Below are 21,772 nucleotides of genomic sequence, written 5' to 3' on the forward strand. Positions count from 1 at the left end.
GCCCCTCGTGGGACCGTCGGGGTCAGCTCGGATCGGCTCGGGTCAGCTCGCGGTGCGGCCCGAGGCGAGCGGCCACTCGCGGTTGAGGGATCCCAGCGGGATCTTGCGCTCGAACAGCGGGGTGCCGAACAGGGACAGCTGGAGCTGGAGGTTGCCGCTCAGGTCGAAGCCGCCGTACAGGGCCCAGGCGCCGCTGACGGAGGTCTTGCCGTCGGACGAAGCGGACGCCTTGGCTTCGGCCTCGCCGCGCAGGTACGGGGCGAAGTCCGCCGAGACGCCGACGGCCCCGTACAGGCCGATGGAGGCCTCGGCGCCGAGGGCGCCCTTGACCTTGCCGGAGGCGGTGACCTCGGCCTTCACCGGGGTGCTCTTGACGTTCGAGGTGCTGACCGGGCTCCAGCCCTTGCCGGTGGCGTAGCTGCCGCCGACGCGGAAGTCGCCCTTGACGTCCTGGCTGACCTCCAGCGTGACGCGGCCGTCGGCCTCCACCTGGACGTAGCAGGTCAGGTCGAGGTTGACGACGACCGGGACGGGGCCCACCTGGATGACGGGCGCGGCGTGCAGCTTCGCGAACGGGATCCGCTTGGGCGATCCGGTGCTCGCGGCGGCGTGCCCCTTGAGGCTCCACTGCGAGGACCAGTCACCGCTCATGCCGAGGAAGGCGGTGCGGGGGCCGACGCCGCCCGAGCCGTCGTAGGCGAACTCCACGGTCGGGGCGAGCTGGACGAATCCGTTGACCGAGGCGCCGGCCGAGACGGGGGCGCCCGGGGCGGTCTCGATCGGGGCGTTCACGTCGAGCCGCAGGTTGCCGAGAGGAAGCTTCGCGCCCTCGGGGCCGAACTTCATGCCACCGGTCTTGGCCCAGGAGAAGCTGACGCCCTTCATCAGGGGCTCGACCGTGACCGCGGACGGGTCGACGGGGACCTTGCCGTCGGCCTTGTCGTCGTTGAGGACCGAGGCCAGCGTCGTGGGGGCCGTCTTGACCTCGGTGCCGCGGTCGGTCTTCCCGACGACCTCGGTGACCTTCGCGAGAAGGCCGTTGGGAGCGCCCGGAGCGGGGGCACTGGCGATGACGTCGCCCACGGCGACGGGCTTGTCGGCCGCCGGAGTCTGGCCCTGGCTGGGCGAGGCGGACGAACCGGGCCCGTTCTGCGGGCCCTTGGGGCTCTGCGGGTTCTTCGAGGGGGCGGAGCCCTTGGGGGCCGAGGCTATGACGGCCCGGCCGGTCTTCTGGTCGAAGGAGGCGACCTTCAGCGCGGACTTCTCCGGGGTGCCCTTGCCGGCTCCGACCCGGGCGATCTCCACCGGCGCGGGAGCGCCCTGCGGGGCCGCGGCCACCTCGAGCTGCTGCGTTCCGTCGGCCACGGGGGTGGGGTTGGCCGGGTCGGTGGGGGCCGCAGCACCGGTGTGCGTGGCCGAGGAGCAGCCTGTGACGGTGAGCGCCAGTGTGGTGATGCCGGGCAGCAGGAAGCGTCTGGCGAGCATGCGCACGTACGTAAGACCTTCTGATTGGGGGGAAGTTACGCTACCGACAAGTAACGTGAGAAGTGATCATGCCAGGCATGTCCACCACAACGGCGATATCCGGCCACCCGGCCCGGAGGATCACGATCGACAGCCTGTGTGTCGGGCCGTCGCCGTACGTAACGGATCACCCGGTTCCGGCCGGAGTGCTGGCCGGCACCGCTCCTGCACACCCCTGGACGCCGCCCCACGTCCGGCGCGCAAGTCGGCGAAATCCGCCGCTCGTTGCCGAACCCGGTGGCCGCGGCGACGAGGGCGGCCGGGTCGGGCACGCCCTGGCATGATGCCGGGATGATCATTCCCATACCCGACGTCGTGTCCCCGGGCCGCCTGGCCGCGGCCGGGCATCCGGTCCTCGCCCTGCCCTGCGGCCTCGAACTGCGCCCGTGGACCCGTGACGACGCCCCGGTCCTCGCGGATGCGTGCCACGACCCGGACGTCCAGCACTGGAACCGACCCGGACACCTGACGCTGGACGCGGCGCGCGACAGGATCGCACGGTGGGAGGAGCGCCGACAGGCCGAGCAGGCGGTGATCTGGGCGGTCGCCGAGCCGCACGGCGGCCCTCCCGTCGGACTCATCGGGCTGGCCGACGTCGACCTCCGTGGCGGCAGCGCGGAGTTCCTCTACTGGCTCCTCCCCGTGGGACGCGGCCGCGGGGCCATGGTCGACGCCGTCGTCCGCGTCAGCAGCTGGGCATTGGAGGACGTGGGCCTGCACCGGCTCCGCATCACCCACTCCGTCGCCAACGCCGCTTCCTGCGCGGTGGCGACCCGTGCCGGCTTCGCCCCCGAAGGCACCCTGCGCAGCGCCCTCCTGCATGCGGACGGCTGGCACGACGAACATCTGCACGCCCGCATCCAGGGCGACCCCCCTCCTGCGGAGCGGTCCGGGGCAAGCAGGCAGGTGAATTGAACGGTGGTCCCCGCCGCCCATTGCCCCCCACCGATGGCCATCCGGGCGTTCTAGGGTGCCCAGTGCCCCTGTTGTCCCAACGGGAAGAAGCGGCCGTTCACCTGACGGACCGTAGGGTAATTCTTCATGGTTCGACCGTCTGGCGAGAGAGGATTCTGAACATGTTCGCTGTGATCTACCGGTGGCGGCTCCGCGAGGGGATGGAGCAGCAGTTCAGCGACGGTTGGCACCGCGTGACGGCTGCGATCCACGCGAAGTGCGGCAGCTACGGGTCGCGGCTGCACCAGGCCGACGACGGGACGTGGGTGGCCTACGCGCGCTGGCCCGATGTGGAGACCCGCGAACAGTGCACGGAGCCCGACCCGGACGGCCTCGCGATGATGCGGGAGGCCATAGCCGAGGGCTTCCCGGAGACGCGGATGCTCGTCGTGGACGACATGCTCGCGGAGCCGGACTCCGCCGACGCGCCGCGCCGGGAGGCGCAGCGGCAGGCATAGGCGCAGGTATGGCCGCAGGTACGGGCGCAGGCGCAGGCTTGGGCGCGCCGGCCGGAACACCGGTCTCCCGGGCCTCGTTGAACGGGTCATGAAGGCATCTGTCACACCGCAGACCCCCGAGACGCTCGACCGCCGGGAGGGCCCGTTCGGCGAGGTCGTGCTGCGGCGCCGGGGCGCCGCGTACGAGATCATCGCGAACGGCTGCTTCCTGATGGACACCTCCGACGGCCGTTCGGAGCGGCTGCTCGTCGACGCCGCGTACCTCGCCCTCGACCCGCCGGCGGGCGCCCCCGCGCCGTCCCTGCTGATCGGCGGGCTCGGCGTCGGCTTCTCGCTCGCGCACGCCGCCGCGCGGCAGGAGTGGGGCCGGATCGCCGTCGTGGAGCGGGAAGCGGCGATCATCGAATGGCACCGGAGGGGCCCGCTCGGCGCGGTGTCCTCCGCGGCCCTCGCCGACCCGCGGACCACGATCCTGCACACGGACTTGGTGGCCTACCTGACGGATTCCGCCGACCGGTACGACGCACTCTGCCTGGACATCGACAACGGCCCCGACTGGACGGTGGACGAGGACAACCGGGGCCTGTACTCCCCCGCCGGGCTGGCCTCGTGCCTGGACCGGCTCCACCCGGGCGGCATCCTCGCCGTCTGGTCGGCGCAGCCCTCCCCCGCCTTCGAACAGGCCCTGTGCGATGCCGGGTTCGACTCCGTCCGGACACAGGAGGTCCCGGTGGCCCGCGGCGTGCCCGACGTGGTCCACCTGGCCCGCAAGCGGCTGCCCCACGTCCCGGCCAGGTAGATTTCTTCGCCGCTGATCGACCGACCCGGGGGGACCCATGTCACTGTTCGTTCCCGACTTCGACGACACGGTCGTCGTTCGAGCCGCCGACGCGGAAGTCATAGGAGCGGGAACTCCCGTGACGAACCGTCTGCTGGCCGACAGCAGCGCCACCGGAGGCGCCTTCTCCACCATGCGGGTCACCCTCGGCGAGGGAGCCAACGGGGCCCGGCCGCACCACCACTCCAAGTCCGCCGAGATGTTCTACGTACTGGACGGCACCGCCCTCCTGCTCTCCGGCGAGCAGGTGGTCACCGCGGAGCAGGGCGACCTCGTCGTCGTCCCGCCGGGCACTCAGCACGCCTTCGCGGCGGCCCCCGGGGAGACGGCCGACATGCTCGTCGTGATCACGCCGGGCATCGAGCGCTTCGAGTACTTCCGGCACCTGGAGCGCATACGCTTCGGCAAGGTCCCCCTGGAGAGCATCCTGGAGGTGCAGGAGCTGTACGACAACCACTTCGGCACCAGTGCGGTCTGGGAAGAGGCCCTGGCACGCGGACGGGCCTGAGCTCGCCCCCTTGGCAGTCGAATCCCTCCCGTGGGACGGGGCCGGTGGCGCCGTGATCCCGGTGGCCCGGCGGCGGCGAAGGCCGCCGGCGCGGCGCGGTGGGAGGGCGCGCCGGTGAGGGCGTAAGCGGAGGACGAGGACCCCGACTCGCCCACCTGCGCCGTGCCTTCGGCACCTTCGGCGTCGTGTGGACCACGCCCGACACCGGCCGGAGAGGACCGCAGCCCCAGGTGGGGACCACCATCGGGGATGATCGGGACATGAACGATCCCGTACGTTTCACCCGCACCTGGCGCGTCTCGGCCTCCGGGGGATACGACACCGCGTGGGGCGGGTTCACCGAGGACGCCATGCACGCGCGCGGTCGGGCCGTGGCGCTGGAGGGCGGGCCCTACTGGGTCTCGTACGAGCTCCGGACCGGGCCCGGCTACGTCACCCGTTCGCTGCGCGTCCGTGTGGAGGGCCCCGGCCCCGAGGTCCGCGCAACGGAGCTGCTCCGGGACGCGGACGGCCGGTGGACCGTGGACGGGCGGGCACGGCCCGACCTCGACGGCGCTGCCGACTGCGACCTGGGGCTCTGCCCGCTGACCAACACCATGCCCGTACGGCGCCACGGTCTGCACCTGGCGGCCGGTGCGGCTCCGGCCGGGCCCGGCCACCGGTTCCTCATGGCCTGGGTGTCCGTGCCCGCCCTGGCCGTGGTCCCCTCCGAGCAGACCTACACGCCGCTCGGCGGGGGCAGGGTCCGCTACTCCTCCGGCACCTTCAGCAGCGACGTGCTCTTCGACGGCGACGGTCTCGTCCTCGACTACCCGGGGCTGGCCACGGGGCTCGCGGACAACGGGACCTGACGCGCGAGCGGCTTCGCCGCCCGCCCCGGCGGGCCCTGCGCGGATCTCACCGTCCCGGGCCCGGGGCCCCGGGCCCGGGGCGGCGCGGCACACCCGGTCGGACGGGCGGGCGGTCGGCCATTCGGTGGGGCTGCGCCGCCCGCACGGTGTGGGGCCGCGGAAGCCCGCGGGTACGGACTGATCCTGCGGGGAGCGCCCCCGTCCGAAAGGCCTCCCCCATGCCGCTGACCCGTCGCAAGGACCTCGGGCTGCTCGCCCTGCGCCTCGGAGCGGGCGGGGTGCTGATCGCGCACGGCACGCAGAAGCTGTTCGGCTGGTTCGGTGGGGGCGGTCTCGACGGCACCGCCGCGGCCATGGAGCAGATGGGCTTCACCCCGGGACGCCCGAGTGCGTTGGCGGCCGGGCTCGGCGAGGCGGGCGGCGGTGCTCTCCTCGCCCTGGGGCTCGCGACCCCGGCGGCAGGTGCCGCCGCGGCGGGTGCCATGGCGGGGGCCGTTTCGGTGCATGCTCCCGCGGGATTCTTCGCGCAGGGCGGCGGCTTCGAGTACCCGGCCTTCCTCGGCTTCGTCGCCGCCGCGCTCGGCCTCTCGGGCCCGGGATGCTTCTCGGCCGACCACCTGACCCGGCACCGGCTCGACCGGCCCGCGGTCCTGCTGGCCGCCTTCACGCTGAGCGCCGCCGGCGCCACGGTGGTGGTCAGGCGCCGCATCAAGGCCATGCAGGCCGTGGAAGCGCCCGCCGCCGGTTGAACGGGCTCCCCGAGGAGGGCACATGACGCCCCCGGGCCGTGCACGGTGCGGCCGGCGCACGCTGCCACGCCGGTTGCGCAGGGGTGACGGCCGGCGCGACGATCAGCGGATGATCGAACTGCTGCCCGGGGCCGGGGTGCTCCTGCCGAACGGTGTCGGCACCCTCCGCTTCGGCATGGACGCGGAAGGCACCCAGGAGCTTCTGGCGAGCCTGGGTGCGGTCGAGGAGGAGAAGGCCTCGTCGGTGGCGCCGGGCGGGTGGTGGGGACGCTCCCTCCGCTGGTGCGACGTCGAACTGACGGCCCGTGCGGAGGCCTCGGCCCCGGCCCCGGGCTCCGGCCCGCTCACCGGATCGGTTCCGGGCCCCGACCCGGGCCCGGCCGCCGGCCCGCCGCTGGCCGAGGTCGCACTCCGGCGGGGCGGCTTCCGGCCGTCGTGGCGCGGCCCGGCGGCGGTACCCGTCGTCCTCGACGGCATCGACCTGTTCGGCTACCCCGCCGACGAAGTCCTGGAGGCGCTGGGCGAGAACCGGTACCCCGGGCTCCGGCTGCCCTCCGCCGGCCCGGACGGCTACCTGCCGGCCGTGGTGTTGCGGTCGGTACCGCCGCCCGGGGACGGCGACCGGGGTCGTTCCGGCACGGACGGCGCCGGGCCGGACCTCGCCGCGTACGCCGACATGTGGACCACACGGCGGCACGAGTGGCAGCTGGAGGACACGGGCAGCGGCTACACGATCGTCACGAAGGGCGAGCGCCCGATGGAGTTGCTGATCTGCCACGACGAGCTCGCCGAGCAGGTCGTCGCCCGGATGATCGCCGCAGGCGTCGACATCGTGGACGGCTGACGGGGCGGTCACCCGACCCCCCTCACGCGAAATCTCACGGGTTCAGGTCGCTGTGGCCGGAAATATTTGGCCAATTTGGCGGTTACCGGAATGATGTTCCATCATCGTGACAGCACGTCAGCTACCGGCGTGCGTCGAGGAGGCGGGGCTGCGGGGGTTCCCCCGTACCCACCATCGGCCGATGCGCAGGTGGGCTCGTGGTCGCGCGCCGCGCCCCGAGGTGACTCCCGCCCCTGTTCCCCTTCACCTAGGCAAAGGCCCATGTCCGCCCAGCAGCTCTCGGACCTCATACGTTTCGCCCGCCACAACTCGCCCTTCTACCGGGACCTCTACGCGTCCCTCCCGCCGGACGCCGACCGCCTGGTCGACCTGCCGGTCGTGGACCAGCAGGAGTTCTGGGCGGCCAACACCCTGCACGACAACCGGGTCCTGACCGGCCCGCTCAGCGAAGCCACGGTCTACAAGACCGGCGGCACCACCGGCTCCCCCAAGTTCTCGGTCTACACCCGTGACGAATGGCGCACCTTCGTGAGCGCCTTCGGCCAGGGACTCGTGGACACGGGCCTGCGCCCGGGCCACCGCGTCGCCGACCTCTTCTACGCCGGTGAGCTGTACGCCAGCTTCCTGTTCCTCCTGGACTCCCTCGCCCACGCCCCCGTGGACAACGTCCGCCTGCCCATCGGGGGCGCCGCGCCGCTGGAGTCGACGGTTCCCACGTTGGGCGACCTGTCGGCCCAGGTGCTGACCGGTACCCCGACCACCCTGTGCCGGCTGGCCGAGCACGTCGTCGCCACCGGCGTCCGGCTCGACTCGGTGGAGCTCTTGCTCTTCGGCGGCGAGGCGCTCTTCGCCGACCAGCGGCGGCTGCTGGCCACCGCGTTCCCACGGGCCGAGGCCCGTTCCGTCGGCTACGCGAGCGTGGACGCCGGCCTGCTCGGCCGCCCCGTGCCCGGCCCCGACGCCCGCGTGCACCGGGCGTTCTCCCCGCACTCGGTCGTCGAGATCCTCGACGACACCACCGGTGAGCCCATCACCGAACCGGGACGGCCCGGCCGGGTCGTCGTCACCAGTCTGTTCCGGCGCCTGATGCCGGTCATCCGCTACCCGGCGGGCGACCGGGCCGAGTGGACGGGCACCGGGGACGGGCACTTCCGGATCCTGGGGCGCGCGGACGAGGGCGTACGGGTCGGCCCGGTGTCCCTCTACACGCAGGACGCCCAGCAGGCCGTCGCCGCGGCGGACACCGCCGGGCGGGTCGTCGGCATGCAACTCGTCGTGCGCCGCTGGGAGGGCCGGGACGGGCTCGTGCTGCGCCTGGCGACCGCGCCCGGGGACCCCGGCCGGGGCACCGGCGGGGCGGGCGGGCTGGAGGCGCTGGCCGAGGCGGTCGTCACGGAGCTGGAGACCGTGCGGCCGCTGTACCCGGACAGCGTGCGCGCCGGATTCGTGCATCCGCTGTCCGTGGAGTGGGCCCGTCACCGGGACCTCACCGTCAACCCGCGCTCGGGCAAGCTCGTCCGGGTCCTGGACGAGAGGCCCACGGCATGACCGCCGCCACCGAGACGGAGGCCGTGGCCGGGACCACGGCCCGCACCGGCGCGAGCACCGCCGCGGGCAACGACTCTGGAGCCGCCGCGGACACGGGCGCGGGCGACCACGCCGGTACCGGCGCCCGGCGGCTGCCGCTCGTACTGCGCAACCGGGCCTTCGGGGCCGTCTGGCTGGGCCAGGTCCTGACCCAGGGGGCCGTGCGCATGTTCCAGGTCGGCGTGTCCTGGTGGCTGGTCGCGTACGCCGTCCAGGACGCCGGCGGGTTGGCCTCCGGGCTGTTCATGGCCGTCTGCACCCTGCCCGCCGTGGCCCTCGCCCCCGTCGTGGCCCGGGCCGTCGCCCGGTTCGCGCACCGCTCGGTGCTGCGCACTGCGGCCGCCGCGGCCGGAGCGGCCTCGGCCGCCCTCGCCCTGTGGACGCAGGGCAGCGGCCTGCCGGTGGCCGCCGTGTACGCCGCCGCCCTCGCCCTGGCCACCTGCCAGGCCTTCTTCGACCCGTGCCTGACCACGTCGGTGCCCGAGCTCGTCGACGACGCCGACATCGAGACCGCCACCGGCTTCGAGCTGTCCACCCAGTCCTTGGCCGGCCTGGGCGGAGCCCTGCTCGGTGCCCTGGCCGTGGACCGGGCCGGCGTGGCCGGGCTGGCCGTCGGCTGCGCCGCCGCCTACCTGACCGCCGCCCTGCTCGTCACGGCCGCACGGTTCCGCACCACGGCGGCCCCCGGACCGGCAGCCGCCGACGGCGCCACCGACGACGGGCCGGCCGCGGTGGCCGGGCAGCGCCGTACGCTGCGCGACATCCTCGCCGAACTGCCTTACGTACGGAACATCCTGATCTGCTTCACCGCGGCGAACCTGTTCACCGCCGCCGTGTTCGTCGTCATCCCCCTCTACACCCGGTCCGTCCTCCAGGGCGGCGGGGGGACCGTGGCACTGCTGGAGGCCTCCCTCGGTACCGGCGCGCTCATCGGCGCCTTCACCGGCACCCGGGTCCCGGGCCGCCCCGCCGTCGCCGGGGCGTACTGCCTGGGTCTGATGGCGGTCGCACTGGCCCTGCCCGGCCTGGCCCCGCTCCGCCCGGTCTTCGCGGGCTGTCTGGTCGTGGCCGGCTGGTGCGCCGGGGCCGTCAGCGTCCGCTTCGTCGCCCTCTTCCAGCGGCTGGTGCCCTCCGCCGACAAGCCCGGCTTCTTCGCCGTGATGCAGGCCGTGCTCGGCGCCTCCCTGCCGGTGGCCTCCCTGGTGTTCGGCTCCGCCGGCGACCACCTCTCTCCGCAGACGCTGTGCCTGGTGCAGGGCATCGGCCTGCTGCCCGCCGCCTGCGCCCTGGCCCTGCTCGGCCGGCGCAGTTCCGAACCCGTGCAGGTCGAGGCGGATGCCGTCGGCGACGCGGCCGCCCGGCCGGCGGGAGGGGAGCGGTGAACCCCGTCATCACCCGGGCCGCCTGCTCGGACATCGCCGAACTGCGCCAGTTGTACTACGCCGTCTACGGACCCCACTATCCCGTCGCCCTCGGCACCGACCCCGCCGAGATGGCCCGGCTCATCGCCGACCCGCACTCCCTGTGGCTCGTCGGCCGCTGCCCCGACACCGGGGCCCTGACCGCCTCTGCCGCCATCCACGGCGAGGCCGGCAGCCGCATCGGCCGCCTGGAGGGCATCGCCGTGCACCCCGAGCACCGCTCGGCGGGCCTGGCCGCCGCCCTGACCGGGGCGCTGTGCGCAGGGATGCTGGACGGCGGGCGGCTGGACTCGGTGTACGCCACCGTCCGTACGGTCAGCGCCGGCCCGCAGCGCGTCGTCGCCCGCAACGGCTTCCGCCCCCTGGGCATCCTGCCCAACGCCGTGGACCTCAGCAGCCGTGAGAGCCTCGCTCTCTACGCGCGTCACTCCGCGGGGGTGCTCGACCGGCGGATGCCCGTCAGCGAAGTGCCCGCCCCGCTGCTGCCGTTGCTGCGGACCGCCGAGTCCGCACTGGGCATCAGCTATCCGGGGGTGCGGGCCGCCGCGGCCCCCCTCGCCGAACCGGTCCCCGCACCCCCGGCGGCGGAGGCCGCCGCACGGCTGGAGGTGATCGAGGCCCCGGCCTTCGTCCGCCGCCGGTTCCGCGACCACTTCCCCGGCGCCGAGGGCTGGTTCTACCCGCTCCACACCCCCAACGTGCTGATCACCCCCGAGGACGGCGGGTTCGAGGTCTACGCCTACCTCAACCGGGCCGGTGGCTACTGCTCCTTGCTGACCGCCCACCCCGACCCGGCCGCGGCGGCCGCCCACCTCGAACCCGTCACCCGGGCCCTGGCCCGCGCGGGCGCCGGATACGTGGAAGCCCTGGTGCCGCTCGCGCACCGGGAGGCCCTCGCGGCCTTCCTGGCCCAGGGGTTCGTCGCCGGTGCGCTCTACCCGGCGATGCGCGCGGAGGGCGACGGCTTCCACGACTACGTCGTGCTGTCCAGGTCCACCGAGCGGATCGACTTCCGCGGGGTCGCCGTCGAACCGCCCCTCCAGCCCTATCTGGACTGCTACGTGTCGGCCTGGGCGTCGACCCATCTGCCCACATCACCCGAGGTTGCCCCATGAACCCCCATCTCGCCCCGGTCGGCGTGCCCGACCCCGCCCTCCTGCCGCACGTGCAGCAACTGTGCGACCTGGTCGACCCGTACGCGTGCGGACCGGTAGAGGACGAGCTGTTCGCCGCTGCCATGGCGGAGATCAACGCCTGGCACACCGAGCGCTCCCCGTTCTTCCGCTCGCTGTACGCGTCCACGCCCGCGGAGGCGGGGGAGGCGTACCGCACGCCGCTGGTCCACGCCAACTTCTTCAAGCGGCACGAGGTGCTGTCCGTCCCCCGCGAGGACGTCGAGCTGCACCTGACCTCCTCCGGCACCACCGGCCAGAAGTCGCAGATGTTCTTCGACCACTGGACGATCCGCTCCGCCCAGCGCATGGTCGCCCGCATCTTCGAGCGCAACGGTTGGATCACCCCCGAGCAGGAGGTCAACTACCTGCTCTACAGCTACGAGCCGGCCCCGTCGCTGAACCTCGGCACCGCCTTCACCGACAACTACCTCTGCGACTTCGCCCCGGCGCGCAGCGTCGAGTACGCCCTGCGCAACACGGGCGGCGGTGCGGGCGGCGCAGGTGGAGACCACGAGTTCGACCCGTTCGGCTGCATCGCCGCGCTGCGCCGCTTCGAGCGGGACGACGCGCCGGTCCGCATCCTCGGCTTCCCGGCCTTCCTGTGGTTCACCTTGGAGCGGATGCGGGCCATGGGCGTGCCACCGCTGCGCCTGCCCGAGGGCTCCCTCGTCGTCCTCGGCGGCGGCTGGAAGGGGCACGCCGACCGGCAGATCGGCAAGGAGGAGCTGTACGCCCGGGTCACCGAGCAGCTCGGCATCCCCGGCGAGCGGATCCGTGACACCTTCGGCTCGGTCGAGCACTGCATCCCGTACATCGAGTGCGGGCGGCACCGGCTGCACGCCCCGGTCTGGTCACGGGTGACGATCCGCTCCACCCGCACCCTGGAGCCGCTGCCGTACGGGGAGCGGGGCTACCTCCACCTGGTGTCCCCGTACATCACGTCCGTGCCCGCGCAGAGCGTCCTGATGGGCGACCTGGCCTCCCTCCAGCCGGGGGACGCCTGCGGGTGCGGGCTCGGGACCCCCTGGTTCACCGTCCACGGCCGTGCCGGGGTGAGCCGCAACCGGAGCTGCGCGGTGGCCGCCGCGGAACTGATGAAGGGAATGGCGTGACCGTGACGACCGTGTCCACGACCGTGAACGTGAACGTGACCGCGTACGAGAACGGCGGCGGGCCGACCGCCGCAGCACCGCACTTCTGGCAGGGCGCCTTCATCGGCACCGAGGAGGCGGGGCGCCGGCTCGCCGGACTCCCGGCCGCGGTCGAGGCCGCGCTGGGCACCGTACTGGAGACCGAGACCGTCCTGGCCGCCTGCGACGCCCTGGCCTCGGCGCTCCTCGACCCGGAGCACCCGGTGCACGCCGGGCTGGCGGCGCACCTGCCCGAGGACGAGGACCCGGCGGCGCTGCTGGCCGAGCTCGGCCACCACCTCGGCCGCCGGGAGCTGACCCGCAAGCTGCGCCGCGAGTTGGGCAGTGCCGCGCCCGGCCGGCTGAACCGGCCCGATGCGCGGGAGGCGGTGTACGAGGCGTGGGCGCCGGTGGGCATGGTCGCGCACGTCGCCCCGGGCAACGCGGCGACCGTCGCCCCGCTGAGCATCGTGGAGGGCCTGCTCGCCGGCAACGTGAACGTCCTCAAGACCAGCAGCGCCGACACCCTCTTCACCCAGGCCCTGATGGCCGAGCTGGCCGCCCTGGACCCCAGCGGGGCGCTGGCCGCGCGGATCGTCGTCCTGCGCTTCGGGTCCTCCCGGCAGGAGTGGCTGCGCCTGATGTGCGCGCCCGCGGACGCCGTCGCCGTCTGGGGCGGGGAAGCCGCCGTCGAGGGGGTCGCCGCGCACGTGCCGCCCGGCTGCCGGCTGGTGGAGTGGGGGCACCGGATCTCCTTCGCCTACCTGACCGGCGACGCCTGGGCGGACCCGAGCACGCTCGACGCCCTCGCCGAGGACGTGTGCCGCCACGAGCAGCAGGCCTGCGCCAGCCCGCAGGTGGTGTACCTGGACACCGCGGACGAGGCGGAGGTCTTCGCGTTCGCGGAGCGCTTCGCCGGCGTCCTCGCGGCCCGGTCCGCGGCGGCCCCGCCGCCCGGGCCTGCGGAACTGGACCGGGACCCGGCCGAGGAGGCCGAGCTGACCACCACGGAGTTGGTGGCCCGGCTGGAAGAACACCTCGGCCTGACCCGGGTGTTCGCCGCGGTCGACGGTTCGTGGCGGGTGATGGCCGACACCCGGTCCCCGCTGACGGCGTCCCCGCTGCACCGCAGCGTGTGGGTCAAGCCGCTGCCGCGCGAGCGGATGATCGCGACCCTGCGGCCGATGCGCCGCTACCTGCAGACCGCGGGCATCGCCGGCAGCCGGACCGACGTGGCCGAGCTGGCGCGCACCGCGCTGGCGGCCGGCGTCACCCGGGTCACGCCCGTGGGATCGATGCTGGAGAGCTACGCGGGCGAGCCGCACGACGGGGTGTACGCGCTGCAGCGCTACAGCCGGCGTGTCGCGGTCCAGGCCGACCCGGCCGCGTTCGCCACCACCGCCTGCCTGGACGACCTGGCACGGCCCGTCGTCCTGCCGGCGCCCGTCGGCCCGCTGCTCGGCAAGGAGGAGGTGCAGGAGCGCAACGGCCGGGTGGGCCGCGCGGACGCGGAGCTGTACTTCCACAGCGGCGGCAGCACCGGCGCCCCGGCGCTGTCGCTGTTCAGCTACGACGACTACGACGCGCAGATGCACGCCGCGGCCCGCGGGCTGCTCGCCGCCGGCTACGACCCGGTCGGGGACCGTACCGCCAACCTCTTCTACTGCGGCGGCATGTACGGCAGCTTCATCAGCTTCTTCTCCGTCCTGGAGCGGCTCGGCGGGGTCCAGCTCCCGCTGGCCGCCGGCCCCGACCACCGGGCCACGGCGCAGGCGCTGATCGACCACGGGGCGAACACCCTCTTCGGCATGCCGTCCTACCTGTGGCAGCTGCTGCACGCTGAGGCGGACGCGCTGCGCGCCTACGGGGGCCTGCGGAAGGTGTTCTACGGCGGCGAGCACTTCACGCAGGAGCAGCAGCGCACGCTGAAGGAAGAGTTCGGCATCGAGGTGGTCCGCTCCATCACCTACGGCAGCACCGACCTGGGCCCGCTGGGCTACCAGTGCACCGAGAGCTCGGGCGGCGTCCACCACCTCCACACCGACCTGCACACGATGGAGATCATCGACCCGGAGGTGGACCGGCCGGTCGCGCCGGGCGGGACGGGTCGGCTGGTGTTCACCACGCACGCCCGGCGCGGACAGCAGCTGGGCCGGTACGTCATAGGCGACCTGGGGCGGGCCGTGCCCGGCCGCTGCCCGTGCGGCAGCCGCGCCCCGCGCTTCGAGCTGCAGGGCCGGACCGGCGACGTGGTGCGGGTGGCGACGTACTTCCTCAACCACCGCCGCTTCGTGGCGCTGGCGGAGGAGCAGGGCGGTCACCGCGGCGAGCTGCAGGTCCTGCTCGGCAACGGGGAGGCGCGGGAGCGGCTGACGGTGCGGGTGGAGTGCTCCGCCGGGACGGATCCGGAGCGGCTGCGCGAGGTCTTCCTGGCCGGCTACCCCGAGCTCCGCTCAGCGGTGTCGGAGCGGCTGCTGGACCTGGCGGTGGAGGCGGTCGACGGCGCTTCGCTGGACCGCAGCCCGACGAGCGGCAAGCTCCGCTCCGTGGTGGACACCCGCCACTAGCGGCGGTGTCCGCCGCCCCGCCCCGGCCTCGTCCAGCGGTTCCCGCGGCGTGGGCCGGGGCGGCGGACGCCCACCGGGAGCCCGCCCCGAAGGCGTCGATCACCTCTTCCCGCGGTCCTGGGCACGTCGGCCGGCCGCGGCGCCCCCGTCCCCGGAGGCCCGCCGGTCAGCCGGCTCCGGGGTCATCGGCCGCGATGCGGCGGCGGACCTGGTCCTCCTGGGCCAGTCGCCGCAGCAGTTCCAGGACGGGGGCGGAGAGGGCGAACACGATGACCGCCTGCTCCGCCAGCGCCGCCGAGTCCCGGAAGACGGCGGCGCGGCGCAGGTCGAGGCCGGCGATGGCATCGGCCAACTCGGCGTAGGCGAGGAGGCCGTCGGGCGGGTACCCGGCGTCCAGCCGTCTGAGCTGCTTGAGCGCCGCAGTCAGGCCCCGTACGTGCGGGGAGGTGTCGGGGACCTGCCAGCCCATGGCCGCGAGCAGCTGCGCGACGTCCGCTCCCGCGGCCTCCTCCGCCTCGGCCTCCCGGTCGGAGTCCCCGGCCGGGGCTTCGGCCACCGGCACGGGCAGGGCGTAGCTGATCGCGCCGAGGGCGGCGTCGGTGGTGTCGGCGCGGTCGACCGCGGCGAGCACCTCGCGGGTGGCGGCGATGGACAGCCCGCCCAGGCTGGTCAGCGCCTTGATCAGCCGGAGCCGGTGGACGTGCTCCTCCCCGTACTCGGCCAGGGTCGCGGCCGTGGCCCGGCCGGCGGGCAGCAGCCCTTCCCGGCGGAAGTACTTGATGCTGGCGACCGGCACGCCTGTGCTGCGGCTGAGCTCCGAGATCCTCATGGGCTACCTCGCTGTGGTGCGGCCGGGCTTCCGCCGCCGTCGATTGGACACCCCTAGAAGATACTGCCACTATCTAGTACTGGATACCTTGAGTATCCAACTACTCCATGTCACCACCCTGGAGCCGCCATGCCTTCGCCCCAGCCGTCCGCCCCGTCGTCCTCAGCACCCTCGAAGCCCTCCTCGGTCCTGCGCAGCCCCCGGCTGTGGCTCGGCACGGGCGCGATCCTCGCGGTGGTCTCGACGCTGTTCGCGCTGCTGTACGTCGGCGGCAACGTCGACCCCAAGGGCAACCTGCGCGACCTGCCCGTCGCGCTGGTCAACACCGACCGGGGCGCCGACTCGGGCGGCAAGCGCGTCAACTTCGGCGATCAGGTCGTCGCGGGGATCCAGAAGTCCGCGGGGGCCAACCGGAGCATCTCCTGGCAGGTGCTCAGCCGTGAGGAAGCCGACGAGCGGCTCGGCCAGGGCAAGCTCTACGGCGCGCTCGTCGTGCCGGAGGACTTCACGGCGTCGGTGTCTGCGCTGACCGCACCGCCCGCTCCGGCACAGGCGCAGGGCCAGGCGCAGGGCCAGGCGCAGGGGCAGGCCCAGGGGCAGGCCCAGGGGCAGGCGCAGGCCAAGCCCCAGCCGCAGGGCCAGGGACAGGGGCAGGCCCAGCCGCAGCCGGTCCGGCCGAAGCTGACGGTGCTGACCAACCAGTCGGCCGGCAGCTTCGGCTCCTCCATGGCTTCACAGGCGGCGCAGCAGGCCGCCCACGCCGCCTCCGCGCAGCTCGGCAAGGAGCTCCTCGCCCGCGTGTCCGCCCAGGGTGCGGCCGCCGCCCAGCTTCCCCCGGCCGCCAAGCTGATGCTGGCCGACCCCGCCGCCGTCGAGGTCTCCGACGGCCACCCGCTCGGCGCACGCAGCGCGATGGGCCTGAGCGCGTTCTACTACGCCCTGGTCCTGCTGGTGTGCGGCATGCTCGGCGCCAATGTGATCACCTCCCAGGTCGACAACGCCCTCGGCTACCTGCACACGGACTACGGCCCGATCCGCCGCCGCACCCCGGTCCGGCACACGAGCCGCGTGCGCACCCTGGCCATCAGCACCGTCATGATGCTGGGCCTCGCGGTCGTCATGGGCTCCCTGGTCGAGGCCACGGCGGTGGGCCTGCTGGACATGGACGCCTCCCACCTGGGCCTGCTGTGGCTGTACTCCGTGGCCACCATCGCGGTCGTCGGCGTCAGCGGCCTCGCCCTGCTGGCCGCCTTCGGCACGCCGGGCATGCTGGTCTCCACCATCGTCTTCATCGCGATGGCCGTCCCGTCGTCCGGGGCGACCGTGCCGCTGGAGGCGCTGCCCCGGTTCTTCCGTACGCTCGCCGAGTTCGAGCCGCTGCGGCAGCTCACCGGTGGGCTGCGTTCGATCCTCTACTACGGCGCGCAGGCGGACGCCGGCCTCAGCCGGGCCTGGGCCGCGATGGGGATCGCGCTCGCCGTCTCCCTGGTCTTCGGTTTCGGCGTCACCCGCCTCTACGACCGCAGGGGCCTGCACCGCATCCCCCAGGGCGCGGAGTCCCCGAACGCCGCCGCGGTCCCCACGGCGGCCTGACCGGACGCGCCGACCCGCACGACCGGCTCCCGTCGGGCCGCGCCCCTTCCCGGGCGCGGCCCGCCGCGCGTTCCGGGTCAGTCGCGGGGCGTCCAGAGCTCGGCCAGGCGGGCCGCCTTCCACGCCAGGCTCCTCCAGCCGCCCTTCACGGTCAGCACGGCGACGGCGCACGTGGGGAACTTCTCGTCCAGGCGGGCCACGAGCGGCTCCGGCCCGTCGCCGCAGAGTCCCACCGCGAGTTCGTGGACGGCCGGGTTGTGGCCGACGACCAGCAGACCGGTCAGTTCGTCCGACTGCTCCCCGAGTACGCCGAGCAGTTCCTCGGCGTCGGCCTGGTACAGCCGGTCGTCGAAGACGGTGGGCGGAGGGTCGGCGAGCGCGGGGAGCATCAGCTGCCACGTCTGCCGGGTGCGTCGGGCCGGCGAGCACAGCGCCAGGTCCACCGCGAATCCCGATTCGGCGAGCCGGCGGCCCATCTTCGGGGAGTCGGCCCGGCCCCGGTCCGCGAGTTCACGTTCGAAGTCCTCGACGTCCGTGGTCTCCCTCGGCACCGCCTTCGCATGGCGGACCACCACGATCCGGCGCTCGATGTCCGGCACCGTCCACACCTCCCAAGCCCGACCCGCCGGTCACCCGCGCGGCCCCGTGCCGGGCGCTCCTCGTCCTCGGCGGTCCGGGTCCGGTACCGCTCCCCTGCGCCTTCCCCGGCGGGCAGCGCCGCAAGCGCGGCCGAACGGGGGACCTGGGCCGGGTACCGGCCGGGCATGCCGGCCCCCGGCTCCCCGCCCCGGCAGGGCGTCGGGCGTCGCCGCGGCCAGCGGGCGCGGCCGGGAGGCGCGTGGGTTCCGGGGTGCCGTTCGCACGGGTGGTGACGGTCCGTCACCCCCGGGCAGGGGAGGAAGGACGAGTCCGTCACGTTCTCCGCCCGGATCACCCCCTCGGGTGGGGCCGGCTGCGGGTGATGGGCCCCAGTCCCACCGTCGAGTCCGGCCCGGTGGGCGACGGAACGTTGCTGCTGGTCGAGGGGCCGGTGCCCGAGCCCTGGCGGCGGCTGCCCGGGCCGAACACGGCCGCACGGCCCGCCCCGCCGGCGGATCCGCCCTGCGAATCCCGTACTGCGCCTGGTGCGGCGCCTTCCGACCGGTCCCCCGCGCCCCGGCCCCGGCCCCGGGGCGGCCCCGGTGCAGCCGGTTCCCTCAGGTGGGGCATGCAGAATCGATTAGCTGCGTGGCTTGGGGATGGCCGCCGCGCCGGTCGCTTACCGTGACCGGGCATTGCTCCACAGCTGCCCCGGCCAACGTCAGAACCCCCGAAAGGTGATCGAGGCATGAGCCAGTCCACCCGGGCCGCCGGCCGCGGACTCGACGCCGCCGGCACTGCCACGCCGGCTGTCGCCGGGGCCGTCGAGAACCTCCGCTTCCTCGCCACCCACACCCTGCCCGCCTTCGTCCGCGGGTTCGTCAACGCCCGCCCCACCGTCGTCAAGGTCTATGCCGCCGTCGGCCAGCCCGCCTGGTCCGCGGCCACCCTGCGCGCCCTGCGCGCCCGCCACGGCGGGGCGCCCGTGCTGCTCAAGGGCATGTCCGGGCCCATGCTGGTCCTCCTCGACGAGCCCGAACTCCGCCGCTTCTACGCCGAACCCGTCCGTACGCTGGCCATGGACTCCCCCGACAAGACCGCCGGCCTGGCGGTCCTGGAGCCCACCGGGGTCATCTGCTCGCACGGCGAACTACGCGAACAGCGCCGGAAGATCAACGAGGAGGTCGTGGCCGCGGCCGAGCCCGTGCACCCCTGCGGCGAGGAGTACCTCGCCGTGGTCGCGGACGAGGTGCGGCGGCTCACCGCCCTCAGCGTCCTGGACACGCCGGCGCTCGAACGCGCGTTGCAGCGCGCGGCCCGCCGGATCGTCCTGGGGGAGGCGGCCGCGGACGACCGGCAGCTCACCGAGTGGCTGTTCGCCCTGCGCAACGAGGGCAACTGGATGGGCAAGCGCAGGAAGCAGGCCCAGGCCGCCCGGAGGCTGTACGCCCGGGCGAACGCGCGGATCGCGGAGTACGCCGCCGCAGCCCCCGCGCACACCCTGGCCGCCCGCGCCCTCGCCCACCCGGACCCGGACGGCACCCTCGACCCGGTCGGCCAGACCCACCACTGGTTCCTCGCCCTGGACGGGCTCGCACCGGTCGCCGCCCGCACCCTCCTGCTCATCGCCACCCACCCGGCCGAGCAGGAGGCCGTCCTCGGTGAGGTGTCCGCCGGCAGCGGCCCCCTCCGGCCCCGGCTCCAGGCCTGCGTCCGGGAGTCCCTGCGGCTCTTCCCGCTGGTGCCGGACCTGGTGCGGGTCACCCGGGCCCCCACCACCTGGCGCGACGTGTCCTACCCGGCGGGTACCTCGGTCCTGGTCCCCGCACTGTTCCACAACCGGGACCCGTACCGGGTCTCCGCACCCGACGCGTTCGTGCCCGGCCGCTGGCTGGCCGCGGGCGCGACCGGGATCCTGCAGTTCGCTCCGTTCAGCCACGGCGGCGGCCGCTGCCCCGGGGAGAACCTGGGGCTGCTGGTCGCCACCGCCCTGTGCGCCGAGATCCTGCGCGGCCACCGCCTCACCGGAGCCAGGCCCGCCCTGCCGTCCTCGGGCCCGCTGCCGCTGCTCGTGGACACCGCCGGCATCCGGCTGGGCCTCGTACCCCGCTGACCCCTCCCGACGTCACCCGCTCCGTCCCGCTCTTCGACCGCCGAGCCGGAGACCGCCGGCCGGCCGAGACCACGAGGCCCCGATGACCGACACCGACCCCAACAGCCGCACCACCGCCCCCGCATCCGGGAAACCGCCGCAGCCCGGCACCTGGGTGACCGCGCCCTACGGACCCGCCGGACTGCTGGAGCGCCTCGGCTCGGCCGCCTTCGCCGGGATCAACGCCCACCGGGAATGGCACCAACTCCCCGTACCGCTCGCCCTGCTGAACCTGCGGACCCTCCGCGAGGACCTGCGCCGCCGGAACCTGTACGACACCTTCGGTGCGGGCGGCGAGCGCCCCCGCCGGGCCACCACACAGCTGCTCCCCTACCGTTCTTACGACGGCTCCGGCTACGACCCGTACGATGAGGACATGGGCCGGGTCGGCACCCGCCTCGACCGCAACGCCCCGCTGGACATGGCCTACCCGGAGTCGGACGCGGAGCTGATGTCCCCCAGCCCCCGGGAGATCAGCCGGCAGCTGCTCGCCCGCCGCTCCTTCCTGCCGGCCACCACGCTGAACCTCCTCGCCGCGGCCTGGATCCAGTTCCAGATGCACGGCTGGGCCAACCACGGCGACAACACCTCCGTGGACCCGTTCATCGTGCCCCTGGCCCCCGACGACGACTGGGAGGCCCAGGGCGGCACCTGCCCCATGCGGATCAACCGCACCCAGCCCGACCGAGCCGCCCACACCACCCCCGACGCCCCTCCCACGTACGAGAACACGGTCACCCACTGGTGGGACGGCTCCCAGCTGTACGGCAGCGACGAGGAGCGGTGCCGCTCCCTGCGAACCGGCGAACACGGCAAGCTCACCCTCGGCGAGGACGGCCGGCTGCCCGCCGATCCCCGCCCGGACCGGGACTGCCTGGACTGGACCGGGATGAACCACGACTACTGGGCGGGCCTGTCGCTGCTGCACCACCTGTTCACCAAGGAACACAACGCGATCTGCGACATGGTCCGCTCCCACCACCCCACGTGGGAAGACGACCGGATCTTCCACACGGCGCGGTTGGTCAACACCGCCCTCCTCGCGAAGATCCACACGGTGGAGTGGACGCCCGGCATCCTCGACACGCCCGCGCTGCACTACGCGATGAACGCCAACTGGTACGGCTTGCTGCCCCGCTGGGTGAGCAAGCGGTTCGGCCGGATCGGCTCGGGCGAGCTGCTCAGCGGCATCCCGGGCTCGCCCACCGACCACCACGCCGCCCCGTACTCGATGACGGAGGAGTTCGTCTCCGCGTACCGCCTGCACCCCCTCATCCCCGACGAGCTCGCCGTCCACGACCACCGCGGCGGCCGTCTGCGCCGCACCATCGACTTCGGCGAGATGCAGGGCCGCTCCACCCGCAAGGCAGTCGACGAGTTCGGATTGAGCGACCTGCTCTACACCTTCGGCACCTCCCACCCCGGCGCCCTGGTGCTGCACAACCACCCCGACGCGCTGCGCAACCTGGTCCGGCTGTCCGGCGAGCACATGGACCTCGGCACCGTGGACATCCTCCGCGACCGCGAACGCGGCATCCCCCGCTACAACGCCTACCGGCAGATGCTGCGCAAGCGGCCCGTCACCTCCTTCGAGGAGCTGACGGGCGGCCACCCGGAAGACACACCACTGATCAGGGACCTCTACGAGGGCCGGCTCGACCGGGTCGACACCCTCATCGGCAATCTGGTGGAGCCGCGGCCCGAAGGCTTCGGGTTCAGCGACTCCCTCTTCCGGATCTTCATCCTGATGGCGAGCCGCCGCCTCAAGAGCGACCGATTCTTCACCACCGACTACCGGCCGGAGGTGTACACCGCCGAGGGCCTCGAATGGATCGACCGCAACACCATGGTCACGGTGCTGCTGCGGCACCACCCCGAACTGGCCCCCGCCCTGGACGGCGTCACCAACGCCTTCGGGCCCTGGAAGACCGTGTAGGCCCGTCCGCCCGGCCACGCGCCCGGGACCGCGCGCAGCCGGGCGGCCACCGTGCGTGTCGGTGGCCCCGGTGGCTC

At 73.9% G+C, this 21,772-nt stretch carries 18 protein-coding genes; 15 read left to right on the top strand and 3 right to left on the bottom strand.

The genetic code is table 11. The features are described from left to right. Window positions 1-42: 42 nt before the first annotated feature. Window positions 43-1,491 (bottom strand): hypothetical protein, encoded by a 1,449-nt coding sequence (locus ACFV7Q_RS28950; protein WP_385432725.1) that lies wholly within the window; start codon window positions 1,489-1,491, stop codon window positions 43-45. Window positions 1,492-1,815: 324 nt separating this feature from the next. On the opposite strand from ACFV7Q_RS28950, the gene ACFV7Q_RS28955 reads away from it, so the two are divergent. The 12 genes from ACFV7Q_RS28955 to ACFV7Q_RS29010 all read left to right on the top strand — a co-directional run bounded on the left by ACFV7Q_RS28955 (window position 1,816) and on the right by ACFV7Q_RS29010 (window position 14,606). Continuing rightward, on the top strand, window positions 1,816-2,439 hold the full coding sequence (locus ACFV7Q_RS28955; protein ID WP_385432727.1) for a GNAT family N-acetyltransferase: 624 nt from the start codon (window positions 1,816-1,818) through the stop codon (window positions 2,437-2,439). 161 nt (window positions 2,440-2,600) lie between these two features. Beyond that, window positions 2,601-2,936, top strand: a complete 336-nt coding sequence (locus ACFV7Q_RS28960) for a hypothetical protein (RefSeq protein ID WP_385432729.1) — start codon at window positions 2,601-2,603, stop codon at window positions 2,934-2,936. 88 nt (window positions 2,937-3,024) lie between these two features. Beyond that, on the top strand, window positions 3,025-3,735 hold the full coding sequence (locus tag ACFV7Q_RS28965; RefSeq protein WP_385432731.1) for a spermidine synthase: 711 nt from the start codon (window positions 3,025-3,027) through the stop codon (window positions 3,733-3,735). Between the two features lie 37 nt (window positions 3,736-3,772). Further along, entirely contained in the window at window positions 3,773-4,282 is a 510-nt protein-coding gene (locus ACFV7Q_RS28970) for a cupin domain-containing protein (protein ID WP_385432733.1), read from the top strand. A 260-nt stretch (window positions 4,283-4,542) separates the two neighbouring features. Further along, window positions 4,543-5,133: a putative glycolipid-binding domain-containing protein gene (locus ACFV7Q_RS28975; protein WP_385432735.1), complete on the top strand. Its 591-nt coding sequence runs from the start codon at window positions 4,543-4,545 to the stop codon at window positions 5,131-5,133. Window positions 5,134-5,351: 218 nt separating this feature from the next. Beyond that, on the top strand, window positions 5,352-5,882 hold the full coding sequence (locus ACFV7Q_RS28980) for a DoxX family membrane protein (protein ID WP_385432736.1): 531 nt from the start codon (window positions 5,352-5,354) through the stop codon (window positions 5,880-5,882). Between the two features lie 109 nt (window positions 5,883-5,991). Continuing rightward, complete coding sequence (locus ACFV7Q_RS28985; RefSeq protein WP_385432737.1) at window positions 5,992-6,726, top strand: hypothetical protein; 735 nt, start codon at window positions 5,992-5,994, stop codon at window positions 6,724-6,726. A gap of 261 nt (window positions 6,727-6,987) precedes the next feature. After that, entirely contained in the window at window positions 6,988-8,274 is a 1,287-nt protein-coding gene (locus ACFV7Q_RS28990) for a phenylacetate--CoA ligase family protein (protein ID WP_385432739.1), read from the top strand. Next, on the top strand, window positions 8,271-9,695 hold the full coding sequence (locus ACFV7Q_RS28995) for an MFS transporter (RefSeq protein ID WP_385432741.1): 1,425 nt from the start codon (window positions 8,271-8,273) through the stop codon (window positions 9,693-9,695). Before ACFV7Q_RS28990 ends, ACFV7Q_RS28995 begins: the two co-directional genes overlap by 4 nt. Further along, window positions 9,692-10,849 carry a GNAT family N-acetyltransferase gene (locus ACFV7Q_RS29000; RefSeq protein WP_385432742.1) on the top strand — a complete coding sequence of 386 codons (1,158 nt, stop codon included), beginning with the start codon at window positions 9,692-9,694 and terminating at the stop codon, window positions 10,847-10,849. Before ACFV7Q_RS28995 ends, ACFV7Q_RS29000 begins: the two co-directional genes overlap by 4 nt. Beyond that, window positions 10,846-12,021: an acyl-protein synthase gene (locus tag ACFV7Q_RS29005; protein ID WP_385432744.1), complete on the top strand. Its 1,176-nt coding sequence runs from the start codon at window positions 10,846-10,848 to the stop codon at window positions 12,019-12,021. The genes ACFV7Q_RS29000 and ACFV7Q_RS29005 overlap by 4 nt, the downstream gene beginning before the upstream one ends. 11 nt (window positions 12,022-12,032) lie before the next feature. Then, window positions 12,033-14,606 (top strand): acyl-CoA reductase, encoded by a 2,574-nt coding sequence (locus ACFV7Q_RS29010; RefSeq protein ID WP_385432746.1) that lies wholly within the window; start codon window positions 12,033-12,035, stop codon window positions 14,604-14,606. A 166-nt stretch (window positions 14,607-14,772) separates the two neighbouring features. Here the strand turns inward: ACFV7Q_RS29010 and ACFV7Q_RS29015 are convergent, their stop codons facing one another. Then, window positions 14,773-15,435: a MerR family transcriptional regulator gene (locus ACFV7Q_RS29015; RefSeq protein WP_385432748.1), complete on the bottom strand. Its 663-nt coding sequence runs from the start codon at window positions 15,433-15,435 to the stop codon at window positions 14,773-14,775. Window positions 15,436-15,564: 129 nt separating this feature from the next. On the opposite strand from ACFV7Q_RS29015, the gene ACFV7Q_RS29020 reads away from it, so the two are divergent. Continuing rightward, window positions 15,565-17,028, top strand: coding sequence for a DUF3533 domain-containing protein (locus tag ACFV7Q_RS29020; RefSeq protein WP_385432750.1), 1,464 nt, complete (start codon window positions 15,565-15,567; stop codon window positions 17,026-17,028). Window positions 17,029-17,105: 77 nt separating this feature from the next. On the opposite strand, the gene ACFV7Q_RS29025 is transcribed toward ACFV7Q_RS29020, so the two are convergent. Further along, window positions 17,106-17,627, bottom strand: a complete 522-nt coding sequence (locus ACFV7Q_RS29025; RefSeq protein WP_385432752.1) for a SixA phosphatase family protein — start codon at window positions 17,625-17,627, stop codon at window positions 17,106-17,108. A 728-nt stretch (window positions 17,628-18,355) separates the two neighbouring features. Between ACFV7Q_RS29025 and ACFV7Q_RS29030 the strand changes: the two genes are divergently transcribed. After that, the gene (locus ACFV7Q_RS29030) at window positions 18,356-19,720 is read left to right on the top strand and encodes a cytochrome P450 (RefSeq protein ID WP_385432754.1); all 1,365 of its coding nucleotides are present in this window, start codon (window positions 18,356-18,358) and stop codon (window positions 19,718-19,720) included. An 82-nt stretch (window positions 19,721-19,802) separates the two neighbouring features. Then, the gene (locus tag ACFV7Q_RS29035) at window positions 19,803-21,695 is read left to right on the top strand and encodes a peroxidase family protein (RefSeq protein ID WP_385432756.1); all 1,893 of its coding nucleotides are present in this window, start codon (window positions 19,803-19,805) and stop codon (window positions 21,693-21,695) included. Window positions 21,696-21,772 lie beyond the last annotated feature (77 nt).

It is taken from the genome of Streptomyces sp. NPDC059851 (assembly GCF_042732005.1).
Lineage (GTDB): Bacteria > Actinomycetota > Actinomycetes > Streptomycetales > Streptomycetaceae > Streptomyces.

Excerpts from the sequence above, each read along its gene's own strand:
- ACFV7Q_RS28955 (WP_385432727.1), top strand. The coding sequence starts at position 1,816 with ATGATCATTCCCATACCCGACGTCGTGTCCCCGGGCCGCCTGGCCGCG.
- ACFV7Q_RS28960 (WP_385432729.1), top strand. The coding sequence starts at position 2,601 with ATGTTCGCTGTGATCTACCGGTGGCGGCTCCGCGAGGGGATGGAGCAG.
- ACFV7Q_RS28965 (WP_385432731.1), top strand. The coding sequence starts at position 3,025 with ATGAAGGCATCTGTCACACCGCAGACCCCCGAGACGCTCGACCGCCGG.
- ACFV7Q_RS28970 (WP_385432733.1), top strand. The coding sequence starts at position 3,773 with ATGTCACTGTTCGTTCCCGACTTCGACGACACGGTCGTCGTTCGAGCC.
- ACFV7Q_RS28975 (WP_385432735.1), top strand. The coding sequence starts at position 4,543 with ATGAACGATCCCGTACGTTTCACCCGCACCTGGCGCGTCTCGGCCTCC.
- ACFV7Q_RS28980 (WP_385432736.1), top strand. The coding sequence starts at position 5,352 with ATGCCGCTGACCCGTCGCAAGGACCTCGGGCTGCTCGCCCTGCGCCTC.
- ACFV7Q_RS28985 (WP_385432737.1), top strand. The coding sequence starts at position 5,992 with ATGATCGAACTGCTGCCCGGGGCCGGGGTGCTCCTGCCGAACGGTGTC.
- ACFV7Q_RS28990 (WP_385432739.1), top strand. The coding sequence starts at position 6,988 with ATGTCCGCCCAGCAGCTCTCGGACCTCATACGTTTCGCCCGCCACAAC.
- ACFV7Q_RS28995 (WP_385432741.1), top strand. The coding sequence starts at position 8,271 with ATGACCGCCGCCACCGAGACGGAGGCCGTGGCCGGGACCACGGCCCGC.
- ACFV7Q_RS29005 (WP_385432744.1), top strand. The coding sequence starts at position 10,846 with ATGAACCCCCATCTCGCCCCGGTCGGCGTGCCCGACCCCGCCCTCCTG.
- ACFV7Q_RS29015 (WP_385432748.1), bottom strand. The coding sequence starts at position 15,435 with ATGAGGATCTCGGAGCTCAGCCGCAGCACAGGCGTGCCGGTCGCCAGC.
- ACFV7Q_RS29020 (WP_385432750.1), top strand. The coding sequence starts at position 15,565 with ATGCCTTCGCCCCAGCCGTCCGCCCCGTCGTCCTCAGCACCCTCGAAG.
- ACFV7Q_RS29030 (WP_385432754.1), top strand. The coding sequence starts at position 18,356 with ATGAGCCAGTCCACCCGGGCCGCCGGCCGCGGACTCGACGCCGCCGGC.
- ACFV7Q_RS29035 (WP_385432756.1), top strand. The coding sequence starts at position 19,803 with ATGACCGACACCGACCCCAACAGCCGCACCACCGCCCCCGCATCCGGG.